Source organism: Maribacter sp. Asnod2-G09 (genome assembly GCF_045063795.1).
Taxonomy (GTDB): domain Bacteria; phylum Bacteroidota; class Bacteroidia; order Flavobacteriales; family Flavobacteriaceae; genus Maribacter.
This window is the reverse complement of record NZ_JBEFOA010000005.1, coordinates 1549686-1565046: the sequence shown is the minus strand read 5'-3', so window position 1 is coordinate 1565046 and position 15361 is coordinate 1549686. Positions and strand designations below refer to the sequence as shown.

Below are 15361 nucleotides of genomic sequence, written 5' to 3'. Positions count from 1 at the left end.
CATGCAGAATTTTAAAAAAAATATCGTTATAATAGCATTCGTTCTAGTAGCATTGACCAATACTTCAATGGCACAGCAAACTCCAACATTTTCGGAATATAACTACAATCCGTATTTAGTGAATTCTGCCTTTGCAGGACTTGCCCCAAGTGCAGAAATAGGTATTAGTAATACTGGAACTTTCAATCAATTTGAAGGTAGTCCAAAAAGTTTTGCCTTAAGTTTCCATACTCCATTAAACCGAGGTAAAATTGGTTTAGGCGCAGGACTTATTCGTGACGAAGTAGGTGTTACTACTTCTACTAGTGCTTTTGCTACGTATTCTTATAAAATCTTTTTCGATACCAAAAGTAACAGACCTTATTGGCAAATTTACACTCCTAATTCTTTATCATTTTCTATATCTCCTGGTGTACAACAGTATCAAGAAAACCTCCTTGAATTAGGCATTATGGGCGACCCCAACTTTGCCATGAACATTAATGCTACAATCCCCACAATCGGACTAGGGTTTCTTTTAAATCTCGCCGATGTCTATGTAGGTGTCTCTACACCAAATATTATAGGCGATATGCTGGTTACCGAAGATAATGTTGAAATCAACGTACCGTATTATGGGTATTTAGGATATCGTTTTTTTTCAAACAAATTTGAAGAATTAATGGTTAAGCCAAACTTATTATTGAAGTATGAAAATGGCGCTCCATTTCAAGTAGATATGAATATCGCCGTTAGTTACAGAAACAGATTTGAACTAGGAACAGGCTATAGAACTAATTCGTCCATTAACCTTTTAGCAGGTGTTTATCTTTTTAAAAATATTAGAGCTATATATAGTTATAATTTAGCTATGAAAGATTCTCCTTTAGGAAATACACACGGTATTATTGCTACATACCGTTTTGGCGAAGGATTTAGTAGAGATTAGTCCTTTTTCAACAATCTATGAATGAACTCTAATTTATTCTTTACCGGTTTTGATATAATAAAAGGATAAGGGTCATCTTCACCCATTGACCTGTTCATACTATTTAACGTAAACAATAATGGGATACCGGTATCCATTATTTTTTCAAAACTAGTCTCCTTATAAGGATCAAAACTAGCATTCATTTTTATATTTTGCTTTGCGGTAATCTTAGGATTTGATTTTAATCCGAAATTATAGGCGGTCTCCAAAATATCTGTCAAATGTAAATAATGTGACCAAGTTTCCGCCCAATCCTCCCAAGGATGAGAAGAGGCATACTTACTTATAAAATTTTGCTGCCAATTTGCCTGCGGACCATTGTTATAGTGATTGGTCAATGCATCTGCATAGGATTTGGATTCATCACCAAAAATGTTTCTAAAATCCGCTAAAACTTCAGGATTATCACGAATAAGCAAGTCCCAAAAATAATGTCCTACCTCATGTCTAAAATGACCTAGTAAAGTTCTATAACGTTCAGCCATTTGCTGTTTAACCTGCTCACGAACAACCGGATCTGCTTCTGATATTAAAAGGGTAATGACACCATTGGCATGCCCAGTTTTAGTGTCTTTTGATTCTTCAGGCAAATCTTCTTTAGCCAAAAAATCAAAACAAAAACCCTTTAGTTCATCCTCTATTTTACTAACCACTGGCAATGAAAAATGCAATAATTGATAAACCAGCCTGTGCTTAGCTATTTCAATATGCTTCCACTTGGCTAAATTAGCATCATCTAATATATGGGGAATGGTTCTATTTAAGGAACAGGCCAGACAAAATTTTCGTCCTCTTGAAGTATCTACCAGCCAATTACAAACCTTGTGCTTGTAATTTTCACAATACTCATAGGTTTTGCCATCCAATTCAGGGATTTCCCATTTAGACATATTCGTATCTAAGGCGACTATCTTATTATAATAAGAAGAATAGCCTAAAAAATAGCCACAATTTACACATACGTTATTTTCGAAAACAACTGTATTCTTACAGTTCGTGCACTGAAATAATTTCATATCCTATAGCCTTTTAAATAGACAAGGACATTGTATTACTTGATCATCTTAAGATTTATAACCTCTTGATCGGTCAAATACCTCCAGTGTCCTCTTGGTAAATCTTTTTTGGTAAGACCTCCATAAACAACCCTATCCATTCTTTGAATCTTATACCCTAAATTTTCAAAAATGCGTTCTACAATTTTATTTCTAGAACTGTAAATCTCAATACCGACTTCTCTTTTTGGAGCATCAGCAATAAAACTTACATCTTGAACACGAACTGCCTTTTCGTCAACAACTACACCTTCTTGAATCTTCTTTAAATCGGCACTTCTTAATTCTTGGTCTAAAACCAAATGATAAATTTTACGCATGCCGTTTACAGGGCTTTTCAATACCTTGGTCATACTACCATCATTGGTGAACAAAAGTAAACCCGTATGTTCTTTTTCCAATTTATCTACAGGAAGTAATTTTGACTTAGATGCACTTGATATTAACCCAGAAACGTGTCTTTTCCCTTTTTCATCGCGTACAGTTGTAACAAAGTCTTTAGGTTTGTTCAGCAATACATACTCTCTCTTCACAGGATTTAATAATTGACCATCGAATTTTACTTCATCGCTCAACTTAACCTTATATCCCATTTCTATAATAGGCTTTCCATTTACAGTTACATTACCGGCAGCAATGTATATATCTGCATCTCTTCGAGAACATACCCCAGAGTTGGCTACATATTTATTTAATCTAATAGAATTTGGGTCTTGTGGTTTAGCTGGCGTCACATTTTTCTTAATGGGCGCATTACCACGAGCGAAGCTCTTCTTTTTAAAATTACCACCTTGCCTACCTGAAGCATTTTTTCCCCTACTAGAATCATCCCTACTCATAACTGTACCAATTTTGCACAAAGGTAGCAAATTGCGTTGTCGTTCAAATAGTTATATGAAACATATTACGAACAACTATAGTATTCTGTTTAAAACAAGGTCAACGTCTATGAGGAGAATACCAAAGACACCCATTACTATAATTAATTTTAGAATATTGTGCAGCCAAACATAGTCTTTACGGGCGTTTGCCTTGAATAAAAGAAATATAAAAAGGACTAGCAATACCACACAAAGCATGAAATAAAAGTTCATATACCCCACATCGAACTTAAAAATTAGAAGTAACGATGGCACTAGGGTCAATAAAATCAATAAGCTGATAAGAACTTTAGAAGTTCGTGCTCCGTAAATTATCGGAATAGTTCTATAATTCTGAGCTAAATCTCCTGAAATATTTTCTAAATCTTTAATCATTTCTCGAGCTAGTATCAATAAAAAAAGAAATACTGCATGCATAAAAATCACTGGCTGAATATTCTTGTAGTAAATAAAAACCACAAAGAATGGTGTAATTGCCAAAGTGGCTGAAATAAAATTCCCTAAAAACGGAATTTTCTTCAACTTATGAGAATAGATCCAAATGCCGAAAATGTATAATGAGAAAAAGAAAACAGCTCTAAAAGAAACATAACTGGCTGCTATTACTGCTAGAAAATTGAGCACAAAATACGTTGTTAGCTTAAATCGCTGGCTTACCAAGCGATCCAACATACTTTTTCGTGGTTTATTAATGAGGTCTTTTTCTGCGTCGTAGAAATTATTGATAATATAACCCGCAGCAATAACCATAGCAGAGGCTATTACAATGACGAAAAGATTAACGTCAAAAACTACTTTACGAACAGGAAGTTCTGGCGCTAAAATATAAATAGACGCTAAATATTGAGCTAGTGCTATAACTAGAATGTTATATCCTCTAACCACTGAAAACAGACTCAGTACTTTTAAAAGTAAGAGTTTATTTCTTCTATTAAGCATTTATGAAAATTACCTAAAAATTATAGACTACTTCAAGTTTATAGTCTTTTAACGCAGTTTTAGCTTTTTCAAAATCTTCGGTAAAACCTAAAATATAACCACCACCACCTGAGCCACAAAGCTTTAAATAGTAATCGTTAGTATCGATTCCGTTTTTCCATAAGGCATGAAACTTTGCAGGAATCATAGGTTTAAAATTATCTAAAACAACATGAGATAATTGCTTTAAATTACCGAACAATGACTGAATATTGCCATTTACAAAATCTTCTACACAGGCATCTGTATGCTTTATGAATTGATTTTTTAGCATTTTTCGAAAACCGTCATTCTTCATTTGCTCCATGAAAATCTGAACCATTGGTGCAGTTTCACCAATAATTCCGCTGTCTAATAAAAATACAGCTCCTTTACCTTCTGCATTTTGTGATGGAATGCTGGTAGACTCAATATTATCTTTAGAGTTTATAAGAATCGGAAGACTTAAATAACTATTCAATGGATCTAGACCAGATGATTTACCATGAAAAAACGATTCCATTTTACCGAATATCGTTTTAAGCTTCAATAATTTTTCTCTGGTTAAGTTCTCTAGAACTGTTATTTTATCTTGTGCATATTTATCATAAATAGCTGCGACTAAAGCACCACTACTACCTACACCATACCCTTGTGGTATTGAGCTATCAAAATACATACCTTCAGTAACATCAGCTTTTAGAAGGTCTAAATCGAAAGAAACTAAACTAGGTTCTTCAACAGTTAGCTCTTCTAAATAAAGAGCAAATGCTGCTAAACTTTCGTTAGATTTTGTTGCCTCTTTTGAAACACTGGCATCAGATTTCAAAGCTCCCTTATAAAAATTATAGGGTATTGATAATCCTTTGGAATCTTTAATGATACCGTACTCTCCGAAGAGAAGAATTTTTGAATAAAAAAGAGGTCCTTTCATTTTAAAAACTAAGCTAATATTGAAACTTATATAAATATAGTCAAAGATTCACATAAAGTTGAACGTTTTACCTTAAAAGGTTAAACAAAGTAGATGAATCATTCTTTTACAAACGTTTTTTATAAAAAAATAGTACATTAATTACCTACAACTTCTTAGCACCCAGACCAATTCGATCACAAATATACTGCCCATTTTGACAAAAAGGCACTAACTTCTCTTTTATAAATGGAAAAACGATATCCTTTTCATTTTCCGGATATAATACATGCACGTTCGCACCTGCATCTAACGTAAAGCAAATATGTGTATTAGATTCTTGTCTAAATTTCCAAATCGCATTAATTATAGATAGGGTATTCGGCTTCATTAGTATGAAATACGGATTACTTGTCATCATCATCGCATGTAATGTAAGTGCTTCGCTTTCTACAATATTTATGAAAGTATCTAAATTACCATCTGACAAAACCGATTTCAACTTCTCTAAATTGGTGTGCGCCTGATCAAACCGCTGAGTTGCAAACGGGTGACCGTGCATTAACTCATGCCCAACAGTACTACTTACTTGTTTCTCTCCCTTATCAACCAATAGAATAGTATCATGAAAATTATTGAATACCTCATGTACTGCGTATGGATACTTTATACCGAATAAGTTTGAGCTTCCTTCAATTGAAGCTGTTTCGCCCCATTGCACCAATGGCCCTTCAATACTGCGACATGCGCTACCTGAACCTAAACGAGATAAGAACGAAGTTTTTCTATTGAAATCTTCATCAGAAATAGCGTCTGAGAATGACCTTTCCATCTCCATAAAACATAATGCCAAAGCAGACATTCCACTTGCTGATGATGCTATTCCACTACTATGCGGAAAAGAATTTGAAGTGTTTATCACAAAATGATACTCTTTTAAAAACGGCAGATAGAGTTCTATTCTTTTTAAAAATGTATTTATTTTCGGCTTAAATTCCTCCTTCGCTTCACCCTCAAACAATAGGTCGAACGAAAACTCATCGCTTTTTTGACTCTTCTTTTTATACTGAACACTAGTTTTAGTAACGCATGCCGCTAAAGTAAAACTGATTGATGGGTTAGCGGGAATCTGATTCGCTCTCTTACCCCAATACTTTACCAAAGCAATGTTACTGGGCGAAGAATACGATACTATGCCTTCTTCTTTCAATGTGGTATATGACGCTGGAATAAATTCTTTTTCTGACATTGAATATTCAATTTGTGCAAATATAGTTTTTAGGACTATCAATTAAAATAATTCCTTATTTTAGAGCTAAACACCAACCAATTGAAAAGAAAGCTTACATACATTCTTATTGGTATTGTCATTTGTTCAGCTATCGGATTTCTTAGCAGCGTGGTCACGCAAAGCTCTGTAAACGGATGGTATATGACATTGAACAAGCCCAGTTTTAATCCGCCAAACTGGATTTTCGCTCCCGTTTGGAGTGCTTTATATATTATGATGGGCATATCTGCCGGTTGGGTCTGGGCAAAAGGCTTTCATCATAAATATGTAAAAACGGGATTATATCATTTTGGTTTTCAATTACTTTTAAATGGACTGTGGAGTATTATATTTTTCGGTCTAAAACAACCATTTTATGGACTGCTCGTAATTATGGCGCTTCTCGTCGTTTTATCTCTTACTATTAAATGGTTCAATGTAGTTAGCAAATTTGCAGCCATATTGCTAATTCCGTATTTACTTTGGGTTTGTTTCGCTACGGCATTGAATTACAAAATCTGGGAACTGAATTAACCTAATTACTCAATTCTAATAATTTGTGCATGGTTCTATAATTTCTGGTAGTTGCTAAAACTTTTAACTTTCGCTCTATCAAATTATTATTCAGCCTTGCTTTGCCATACCCAGCTTTACACTTCAAATAAATACAATTATCAGAAATTGAAAACTCTTCGTTCTCGTACGATTGTACTTTAAACGTAGTAAGTTCATCAACTTTCGGAACCTCATTTAACAGTACAAAATAGACTTGCTTTCTTATAATCTCATCTTCTGATTCGAACGGATTATCATTAAGAACATCGCGTAATTGTGAAGTAGTCTTTACTATTACAGGTACTTCGAAACCAAAACTTTTAAAAATAGCTTTAGCAATCAATGCTTCTAATTCTGATGTATTCTGCAGTTCACTTTTAAAAACTACATTACCACTTTGAATGTAAGTTTTAACTTCTTCGAATTTTAAACCATCGCACAGTTCTCGAAGTTCAGCCATCGGTATTTTATGTTTTCCGCTGACATTTATTCCTCTTAAAAATGCGATGTAAGTCTTCATTTTATGATTGATCTGCATTCAAACTTTCTACCACTCCGTTCGCTGCAATGTAACCACCTGTCCAGGCATTTTGAAAATTGAATCCGCCTGTAATGGCATCTATATTTATAATTTCCCCAGCAAAATAAAGACTTGGCAGCATTTTACTTTCGTAGGTTTTAAAATTGATTTCCTTTAAATCTAAACCACCAGCGGTTACAAATTCTTCTTTAAAAGTACTTTTACCGTTAACTTGAAAAACACCCGCAGTCAGTTGTTCTGCTAATGAAGTTAATTGCTGCTTTGACACTTCTGGCCATGTGGTGGTATCATCAATACCAGCTGCTTTCACCAAGTTTGCCCATAAACGTTTGGGGATATCTAGCACCTTGGTTCTTAAAATAGTTTTCTTTTCTACCTGCTTTACCTTTAAAAGTAATTCCAATAATCCGTTCTGGTGATATTCGGGAACCCAATTCACCTGAATTTTAAATTGATAATTATACTGCTCTAAAATTCTCGCTCCCCATGCAGATAGCTTTAAAATTGCCGGTCCGCTCATTCCCCAATGGGTAACCAATAATGGTCCGTCTGAGCTTAAACCAGATGTATCTAATTTTGTTTTTCCTGTCTTTTTACCAAAATTCTTTTTTGGTATTACGTTGACCTCAGCATGTGTAGCCACACCGGGTATATTTGATATACGCTCATCTTTGATATTAAAAGTGAACAATGACGGTACAGGAGGAATAATGGTATGCCCTAACGCTTCAATATATTTCCAAATTTTAGGATTGCTTCCTGTTGCCAAAATGAGCTTTTTGCAGTACATAAAACTCTCGCCAACGGCAACCTTCCAAATCTTAGCTCCTTCTTCCTCAGTTTGCTCTATTCCGATGACAGAACAAAGTGTTTTTACTTGAATCCCTAATCTATCTGCCTCAGAAATAAAACAGTCTATAATGGTCTGTGATGAATTACTGACCGGAAACATTCTACCATCTTCCTCGATTTTTAAAGCAACACCACGTTCTTCGAAAAAACCGACGGTATCGCCGCTGGCATAGGTATGAAAAGGACCTAAAAGTTCTTTTTCTCCTCTTGGATAGTTCTTGCTTAAATCTGCCGGATTAAATTCTGCATGGGTAACATTACAACGACCACCACCAGAAATTTTCACCTTGGTCAGCACATCTTTACCACGTTCTAAAATAGCTATTTTAGTATTTGGTCTTTTTTCTGCGATATGTATTGCCGCATAGAAACCTGCTGCACCACCACCAATTACTAAAACCTCGTACATTATTTTACCCGTTCAGGAAAGTTTGTAATAATACCATCTACCGATATACGCTTCATAGCTTCAATATCTGCAGGTTCATTAACCGTCCAAGTATATATTTTAAATCCGGCATCTCTAATCTCATTTGCCTTTTCTAAATCTAGATTTTTGAAATACGGATTAATAGCTACTGCGTTCAATTCTTTAGCCACAGGTATTGCATCTACAGGGTTTTCTTCGGTCAAAACTGCGATAGCAACATTCGGATTATGTATACGCATTTCCTTCAGTTCGTCCCAATTAAAACTTGAGATTATAAAGTTTTCTGGTGACCAGTTTCTTTGTTCGATATAGTAATTCATGATATGGTTAACCTTATCTGCAGTACCCGCACCTTTAAGCTCTATGTTCAAGGCTACTTTATTATCAATTAACTTTAAGACATCTTGAAGCATTGGTATTTTATGTCCGCCCTCAACGACTACCTGCATTAGATCAACAATATAATAATCTTCAATACTACCTGGTGCATTTGTTAATCGATCAAGCTTATCATCATGAAAAACAACAATCTCCCCACTTTTAATTTTAAAAACATCGATTTCTATCATATCAACACCTAAATCCATTGCTTTTTGAATAGACGGCAAGGTATTTTCAGTTTCGTGCCCCATAGCACCTCTATGACCAATTACTAACGGTTCTTCTTTCATATTACAAGATGCTAAAGTGATACAAATAAAAGCTAAGGCAATTCTTTTGAGCATATCTTAAGATTTTAATTCAAAAATAAAGGATTCTAAAGGATTTAAGTTGATTGCGACATGACCTTCTCCATTTTCTACTCGTAATGAATTCTCATGACCATAAAGTGCATCAAGTAATTGATAATTTCCTTCTTTTAATTGCCATGTATTCATTAAATCAACCGGTAATTTTAAATCGAACGAAAAATGATCATTGACATCAAAATTTGAAACAACTATCAGTTTTTGATACTCTGACCAACGAACATATGATAACACCCGGTGGTTGTAATTTTCAGTAATTTCTTTATTGTAAAAATGAATCTCGCGATAAGCACCCATTAATGCTTCACTACCAACAGTAAAATTCAACAGTCGCTTATAGAAGTCTCTTAATGAAGCTTCTTCTGGGGTAGATTGACCACCATCGAATTTTTTATTATTTACCCATCGCTGGTGATGAGGAACACCTATGTAATCAAATATGGACGTTCTTGACGGACTACCAAAACCTGCATGTTCAGCAGCTGGCTCACCAACTTCTTGCCCGAAATAAATCATCGTTGGCGATGTACTTATTGTTGCAGAAACGACCATTGCAGGTCTACCTATTTCAGCATTGCCCACAAATTCTGGACTAGCAATTCGCTGCTCGTCATGATTTTCTAAAAAGTGAAGCATGTTATGCTCTATATCATGCAAACCATTTTGCACTACTGGCAAATGATCAGACCAACCGTAACCCTTCATTATATGCTTAAGACCGTCATAAAAATCGACCTTGTCATATAAATAATCCATTTTTCCTTTATGGATATAGGTTCTATATAAATCTGGATTATACACCTCTGCCATTATAAAAGCATCAGGGTTTTTCATTTTTATGGATGAATTCATAAAACTCCAAAACTCTACCGGAACCATTTCTGCCATATCATATCTAAAACCATCAACACCTATTGATAGCCAATACAAGGTAACATCTCTAAACTTGCGCCAAGAACTAGGCACAACTCTTTTTACCCAGTAATTAAAATGCTCTTCATAATCTTTCTCCCCAAAATCATTCGGCAGCATATCAAAATCTAATTTGCCATCTGGTCTAACACCGTAATTTATACGAACGGTCTCATACCAATCGTTCATATCTGGTTGTGGACTACGAGAACCATTACCTGTCCATTTCGCAGGAATCTCCTCTAATTTAGCACATGAAAAATCTGGAACGTCGCCACCTAATGGAACATAACCATCTCGCCATTGTGGAGTTTTAAATTCCGTTCCCGGGATGTAATAAAAATTATTGTCCTTTTCATATTCTACCGATGTATCATCTCCAAATCCGAAATCAGAAACCCCTTTAGGGTTCGTCTTTCCTTCATACTTTCTCGCTACATGATTCGGCACAATATCAATAATCACCTTCATACCCGCTTTATGCGTACGATCAATAAGTGATTTGAACTCTTTTAACCTTTTTGAAGGGTCTTTTGCCAAATCAGGGTTAACATTGTAATAATCTTTAACCGCATAAGGCGATCCTGCTCTACCCTTTACCACATCTGGATCATCATTAGAAATACCAATTTCGGTATAGTCATTGATTACAGCGTGATGAGGAATACCGGTATACCAAATATGGGTAACACCTAAATCTTTAATTTCTGTAAGCGCTTTTTTATTAAAATCAGCAAACTTCCCTACTCCATTTTCTTCTATAGTGCCCCATGGTTTGTTATTGGTATTCGTGTTACCAAAAAGTCTGGTAAATACATGATAAATTACAATCTTATTATTCATGGGGCAGTTCAATTTTAAACTTTAAAGTACTAAACTAAAGACTTATTACACAGTAGTCAATTCATCTGGAAATAAAGCTACTTTCTTTCCATTTACACGAATGGTCACCTCTTCAGTTCCTGTCAGATGAAAAGTAGTCTCTTTAGCACTTACATTTACTTTAATAATTCTATTTCTAAAATTAACCTTAAATGAATATGCACTCCACTGATTCGGTATTTGAGGCTTAAATGATAATTTATCATTTATAACACGCATACCTCCAAATCCTTCCACAATACTCATCCAAGTACCAGCCATAGACGTAATGTGTAAACCTTCTTCTACCTCTTTATTATAATCATCTAAATCTAATCTAGATGTTCTTAAATAGAAATTATACGCCTGTTCCATTCTACCCAATTTCGCTGCCTGAATACTATGTACACATGGCGACAAAGAAGATTCATGAACGGTAAAAGGCTCATAGAAATCGAAATGTTTTTCTAAATCTTCAGTAGAGAAGTCTTCCTCAAAAAAGTAAAATCCCTGTAGAACATCTGCTTGTTTTATATACGGAGATCTTAAAATTCTGTCCCAACTCCATTTTTGATTAATAGGTCTTTCTGTTTTTGGTAAATCATCTACCCTTACCAAATCTTTATCTAAAAAGCCATCTTGCTGTAAAAATACTCCATGCTCTTTCGAATATGGAAAATACATTTTACTGGCTACTTTCTTCCATTTTTCGCACTCTCTATCGGTAAGCTGAGTTTTACCAATTATTCTATGATAATCATCTGAATAACCGCTCTTAACTTTGTCTAGCTGAGTTAGCGTATAGTTGATACACCATTTTGCTAAATAGTTGGTATACCAGTTATTATTTACATTGTTCTCATACTCATTAGGTCCTGTAACCCCAAGCATCACATATTTATTTTTATCCTTAGATAAGTTAACACGTTGATGCCAGAATCTAGAAATACCGATAAGCACTTCTAATCCCATTTCAGGTATGTAGCTATAATCGCCCGTATATCTAAAATAGTTATGGATTGCAAAAGCAATCGCTCCGTTTCTATGAATTTCTTCAAAGGTTATTTCCCATTCGTTATGGCATTCTTCACCATTCATGGTTACCATTGGGTACAATGCCGCACCATTAGAGAATCCTAATTTCTTCGCATTTTCAATGGCCTTTTCTAAATGGTTGTATCGATATTTCAATAACTTTCTTGCAACCTTATCATCTTTGGTAGCCATATAGAAAGGAATACAGTATGCTTCGGTATCCCAATAGGTACTACCACCGTATTTTTCACCGGTAAACCCCTTCGGACCAATATTTAGCCTAGAATCCGTACCTAAATATGTCTGGTTTAATTGAAAAATATTAAAGCGAATACCTTGTTGCGCCTTTACATCGCCTTCAATTACAATATCGCTCATGTCCCAAATAGCAGCCCAAGCATCTTTTTGTTTTTGCAATAATTGGTCAAATCCTAAAGCACTTACTTCATCTAAACTATTATTGGCTACTTGTTTGAGTTCTTCATTTGGATGATTTCTTGCAACAGTGTATCCACCAAATTTTGTTAAGGTAACAGCCGTATTGGCTTTTACGTCTTGCTCAAATTTTAAAGACACAAAATTATCTGTCTTTTCCGAAGGAACACCTGTTACTTCAGCACCACCATACTGAAAAGAAACCTGCATAAACGTACAGGTCTTGAATTCTGTTTTCATAGTATGTGCCTCTACAAAAGCACGATTATCAACAGCAGTTACATTTGTGGTATTCCAGAATTTATCATCCCAGTTACTATCTTCATTTGTAATACCACTATCTAAATAAGGCTCAAACACTATTGTAGCATCAGTATTTAAAACCTTAACCGTATAAGCTATAGCCCCTACAGCATCAACATCTATACTTAAAAACCGTTTTACAACAACCTCTATTTCTACATTATTAGCAGTTACTGCGTGAAAGCTACGAGTGTAAACACCCTCTTTCATATTCAATTCTCGTCTAAAATTTGACACTTTCTTACTCGTTGCCAAATCGAACTCTACCTTATTAATATAAATTTTGATTCCGATCCAATTAGGAGCGTTCAAAACCTTTGCAAAATATTCTGGATAGCCGTTTTTCCACCAACCCACACGAGTTTTGTCAGGATAATATACTCCTGCAATATAACTACCTTGAAAAGTTTCACCTGTATAGGTTTCTTCAAAATTGGCACGTTGCCCCATGGCACCGTTACCTATACTAAATATACTTTCAGAAGACTTTACGTTTTCTTGATCGAAACCTTCTTCTATGATGCACCAATTATCTGGTTTTATATAATCTTGATTCATAAAATTTATATTGAATTGAAATATGAAAAAATAAAATTAAAATACAGCTACCTTAATTTATTCTTTATGTTCTTTGTTGATTAATGATTCTAAAAAATCATCGCTCATTTCGGTAAAGTCGTTAAAATTATAATTTGCTTCGTTTAGTATTTCAGCATCTCCAATACCAATGCTTACCATACTGGCAGCATTAGCCGCTTGTATACCAGCAACTGCATCTTCAAAAACTACACATGAATTTGCTGCAACGCCCAAATTATCAGCTGCAATCAAAAACACCTCAGGATCTGGCTTAGCTTTTGTCACGCTATTACCATCGACAATACTATCGAAATATGGCAATAAATCAACCTTCTCTAAAATAGGTCTTGCATTTTTGCTTGCCGAGCCTAGTGCAATCGGAATATTCTTATTCTTCAAATATTGTAACACCCGAGTTACATCTGGTAGAATCTCACTTGAATCCATCTTTTCGATATAAGCAAGGTAATCTACATTTTTCTCCACCATCCAGGTATCAAACTGATCTTGTGTAGCTGTTATATTGCCAATATCTAAAAGAATTTCTAAACATCTTTTTCTACTTACGCCTTTAAAGAGTTCGTTCTGCTCTTTGGTAAATTCAAACCCTAATTCATTGGCTAGCTTTCGCCATGCCAAATAATGATATTTAGCCGTATCAATTATAACACCATCTAAGTCAAATATAAAACCTACTTTTTCCATTTTCTTACTTCTATTTATTGATTGTAGAACCACGTTTAATTAAGGTTGCATTGATAACCTCGGTTATAAAAGGCGCTTCTTCCATTTCAACAGATTCCATTCTATCTATTAAAAATTTCGCAGCTTTTTCTCCCATATTTTCACCATGTTGCGCTACTGTTGTTAATTTTGGCGATGAGTATTTTGACAGAATACCATCAGTAAATCCAATTATGGATATATCATTTGGAACATTATATCCTAAATGCTGAATTATGCTCATACATTGAACAGCAAAAATCTCGTTAACGCACAGTATAGCATCAATTTCATTTTTTTGAAAAAACTCAGTTATTAGATTTGTATTGTCCAAACCATGGGGCAAGGTCAATATTAAATTTTCATCTATTGGAATGTTATTTTCCTTTAAACCTTGTAAATAACCTTCCTTTCTACTTTCACTTACGTTAAAAAAATTCTCGGTCGTTATCAAAGCGATTTTTTTTGATCCGGCACCAACAAAATGCTCGACAGCTTCTATTGATATCCCCTTATCGTTCAACACCACCTTATCACAAGCAATTTCTTCGGTAACACGATCAAAAAGCACAATGGGTATTCCTTGATCTAACAACTCCTTTAAATGAGTATAGTCGTTTCTTCGTTGCGTTTCAGCACTCAATGAAAGAATAAAACCGTCTATACTACCATTTGCCAACATCTCCATATTAATGACCTCTTTATCAAATGATTCATCAGAAATACAAATAATTACATTATACCCCATACTATTGGCATACTTTTCTATACCCCTAAATACTGTGGTAAAAAAATGGTGTACAATATCTGGTATTACTACGCCAATGTTTTTGGTTCTTCTGTTCTTAAGGCTAAGAGCTATATTATTAGGACGGTAATTATAAAATTTGGCAAATGCCTTAATTCTATCTTTCGTGTCTTTACTAATCTCCTTACTATTTTTTAAGGCTTTTGATACCGTAGAAATAGATACATCAAGTTCTCTAGCAATGTCTTTTAATGTGATTTTTGGTTTCAAAAAAAAGGATTTTAAATTTTAAGATAAGAACTTAAATTATTCTAAAAGTTAAAGTTCTAAAATGGCTGGCAAATCGTAAATATATAGAAAAAAGTATTTTTTATATATTTGCATTATTATCACATATTCATATTTAACCCCTTAATCAATTAAGAATATCATAAAATCACCCTGTATCATTCATTATACTCGCAAAAAATAAAAGTTATTAACACGAAACCGTTTTCGTAACTTTTTAACCTTGCCTAATCCATTGTTAACACACCTTTTTACATATTTTTAACAATTGAAATTAAATTAACTCAACTTAAATTAACAATTT

14 protein-coding genes are annotated in these 15361 nt (G+C 34.4%); 2 read left to right on the top strand and 12 right to left on the bottom strand.

The genetic code is table 11. The features are described from left to right. Position 1: 1 nt before the first annotated feature. Positions 2–928: a PorP/SprF family type IX secretion system membrane protein gene (locus ACJJVT_RS18770; RefSeq protein ID WP_405400772.1), complete on the top strand. Its 927-nt coding sequence runs from the start codon at positions 2–4 to the stop codon at positions 926–928. On the opposite strand, the gene ACJJVT_RS18765 is transcribed toward ACJJVT_RS18770, so the two are convergent. The 5 genes from ACJJVT_RS18765 to ACJJVT_RS18745 all read right to left on the bottom strand — a co-directional run bounded on the left by ACJJVT_RS18765 (position 925) and on the right by ACJJVT_RS18745 (position 6025). Next, a complete protein-coding gene (locus ACJJVT_RS18765; protein ID WP_405400771.1) occupies positions 925–1986 on the bottom strand; it encodes a putative zinc-binding metallopeptidase in 1062 nt (353 codons plus the stop codon). The two genes, ACJJVT_RS18770 and ACJJVT_RS18765, sit on opposite strands and share 4 nt — an antisense overlap. Positions 1987–2021: 35 nt before the next feature. Next, positions 2022–2864 carry a pseudouridine synthase gene (locus tag ACJJVT_RS18760; protein WP_405400770.1) on the bottom strand — a complete coding sequence of 281 codons (843 nt, stop codon included), beginning with the start codon at positions 2862–2864 and terminating at the stop codon, positions 2022–2024. A 75-nt stretch (positions 2865–2939) separates the two neighbouring features. Further along, complete coding sequence (locus ACJJVT_RS18755) at positions 2940–3845, bottom strand: geranylgeranylglycerol-phosphate geranylgeranyltransferase (protein ID WP_405400769.1); 906 nt, start codon at positions 3843–3845, stop codon at positions 2940–2942. A 13-nt stretch (positions 3846–3858) separates the two neighbouring features. After that, positions 3859–4797, bottom strand: coding sequence for a mevalonate kinase (locus ACJJVT_RS18750; RefSeq protein WP_405400768.1), 939 nt, complete (start codon positions 4795–4797; stop codon positions 3859–3861). Between the two features lie 145 nt (positions 4798–4942). Further along, entirely contained in the window at positions 4943–6025 is a 1083-nt protein-coding gene (locus tag ACJJVT_RS18745) for a diphosphomevalonate/mevalonate 3,5-bisphosphate decarboxylase family protein (protein ID WP_405400766.1), read from the bottom strand. Positions 6026–6106: 81 nt separating this feature from the next. Here ACJJVT_RS18745 and ACJJVT_RS18740 point away from each other — a divergent pair, with 81 nt between their 5' ends. Next, entirely contained in the window at positions 6107–6580 is a 474-nt protein-coding gene (locus tag ACJJVT_RS18740; protein ID WP_405400765.1) for a TspO/MBR family protein, read from the top strand. Position 6581: 1 nt separating this feature from the next. On the opposite strand, the gene ACJJVT_RS18735 is transcribed toward ACJJVT_RS18740, so the two are convergent. The 7 genes from ACJJVT_RS18735 to ACJJVT_RS18705 are packed head-to-tail and all read right to left on the bottom strand — an operon-like array spanning position 6582 to position 15039. Further along, a complete protein-coding gene (locus tag ACJJVT_RS18735; RefSeq protein ID WP_405400763.1) occupies positions 6582–7121 on the bottom strand; it encodes a DUF1697 domain-containing protein in 540 nt (179 codons plus the stop codon). Position 7122: 1 nt separating this feature from the next. Next, complete coding sequence (locus ACJJVT_RS18730) at positions 7123–8403, bottom strand: NAD(P)/FAD-dependent oxidoreductase (RefSeq protein WP_405400762.1); 1281 nt, start codon at positions 8401–8403, stop codon at positions 7123–7125. Continuing rightward, the gene (locus ACJJVT_RS18725) at positions 8403–9149 is read right to left on the bottom strand and encodes a glycerophosphodiester phosphodiesterase (protein WP_405400761.1); all 747 of its coding nucleotides are present in this window, start codon (positions 9147–9149) and stop codon (positions 8403–8405) included. Before ACJJVT_RS18725 ends, ACJJVT_RS18730 begins: the two co-directional genes overlap by 1 nt. Positions 9150–9152: 3 nt before the next feature. After that, the gene (locus tag ACJJVT_RS18720; protein ID WP_405400759.1) at positions 9153–10928 is read right to left on the bottom strand and encodes an alpha-amylase family glycosyl hydrolase; all 1776 of its coding nucleotides are present in this window, start codon (positions 10926–10928) and stop codon (positions 9153–9155) included. Positions 10929–10973: 45 nt separating this feature from the next. Further along, complete coding sequence (locus ACJJVT_RS18715) at positions 10974–13277, bottom strand: glycoside hydrolase family 65 protein (RefSeq protein WP_405400758.1); 2304 nt, start codon at positions 13275–13277, stop codon at positions 10974–10976. Between the two features lie 57 nt (positions 13278–13334). Next, entirely contained in the window at positions 13335–14003 is a 669-nt protein-coding gene (pgmB, locus tag ACJJVT_RS18710; RefSeq protein ID WP_405400756.1) for a beta-phosphoglucomutase, read from the bottom strand. Between the two features lie 10 nt (positions 14004–14013). Then, complete coding sequence (locus tag ACJJVT_RS18705) at positions 14014–15039, bottom strand: LacI family DNA-binding transcriptional regulator (RefSeq protein WP_405400754.1); 1026 nt, start codon at positions 15037–15039, stop codon at positions 14014–14016. Positions 15040–15361 lie beyond the last annotated feature (322 nt).

What these genes read in the sequence shown, in the direction of transcription:
- ACJJVT_RS18770 (WP_405400772.1), top strand. Translation starts at nt 2, where the DNA reads ATGCAGAATTTTAAAAAAAATATCGTTATAATAGCATTCGTTCTAGTA.
- ACJJVT_RS18765 (WP_405400771.1), bottom strand. Translation starts at nt 1,986, where the DNA reads ATGAAATTATTTCAGTGCACGAACTGTAAGAATACAGTTGTTTTCGAA.
- ACJJVT_RS18760 (WP_405400770.1), bottom strand. Translation starts at nt 2,864, where the DNA reads ATGAGTAGGGATGATTCTAGTAGGGGAAAAAATGCTTCAGGTAGGCAA.
- ACJJVT_RS18755 (WP_405400769.1), bottom strand. Translation starts at nt 3,845, where the DNA reads ATGCTTAATAGAAGAAATAAACTCTTACTTTTAAAAGTACTGAGTCTG.
- ACJJVT_RS18750 (WP_405400768.1), bottom strand. Translation starts at nt 4,797, where the DNA reads ATGAAAGGACCTCTTTTTTATTCAAAAATTCTTCTCTTCGGAGAGTAC.
- ACJJVT_RS18745 (WP_405400766.1), bottom strand. Translation starts at nt 6,025, where the DNA reads ATGTCAGAAAAAGAATTTATTCCAGCGTCATATACCACATTGAAAGAA.
- ACJJVT_RS18735 (WP_405400763.1), bottom strand. Translation starts at nt 7,121, where the DNA reads ATGAAGACTTACATCGCATTTTTAAGAGGAATAAATGTCAGCGGAAAA.
- ACJJVT_RS18730 (WP_405400762.1), bottom strand. Translation starts at nt 8,403, where the DNA reads ATGTACGAGGTTTTAGTAATTGGTGGTGGTGCAGCAGGTTTCTATGCG.
- ACJJVT_RS18725 (WP_405400761.1), bottom strand. Translation starts at nt 9,149, where the DNA reads ATGCTCAAAAGAATTGCCTTAGCTTTTATTTGTATCACTTTAGCATCT.
- ACJJVT_RS18720 (WP_405400759.1), bottom strand. Translation starts at nt 10,928, where the DNA reads ATGAATAATAAGATTGTAATTTATCATGTATTTACCAGACTTTTTGGT.
- ACJJVT_RS18715 (WP_405400758.1), bottom strand. Translation starts at nt 13,277, where the DNA reads ATGAATCAAGATTATATAAAACCAGATAATTGGTGCATCATAGAAGAA.
- pgmB (WP_405400756.1), bottom strand. Translation starts at nt 14,003, where the DNA reads ATGGAAAAAGTAGGTTTTATATTTGACTTAGATGGTGTTATAATTGAT.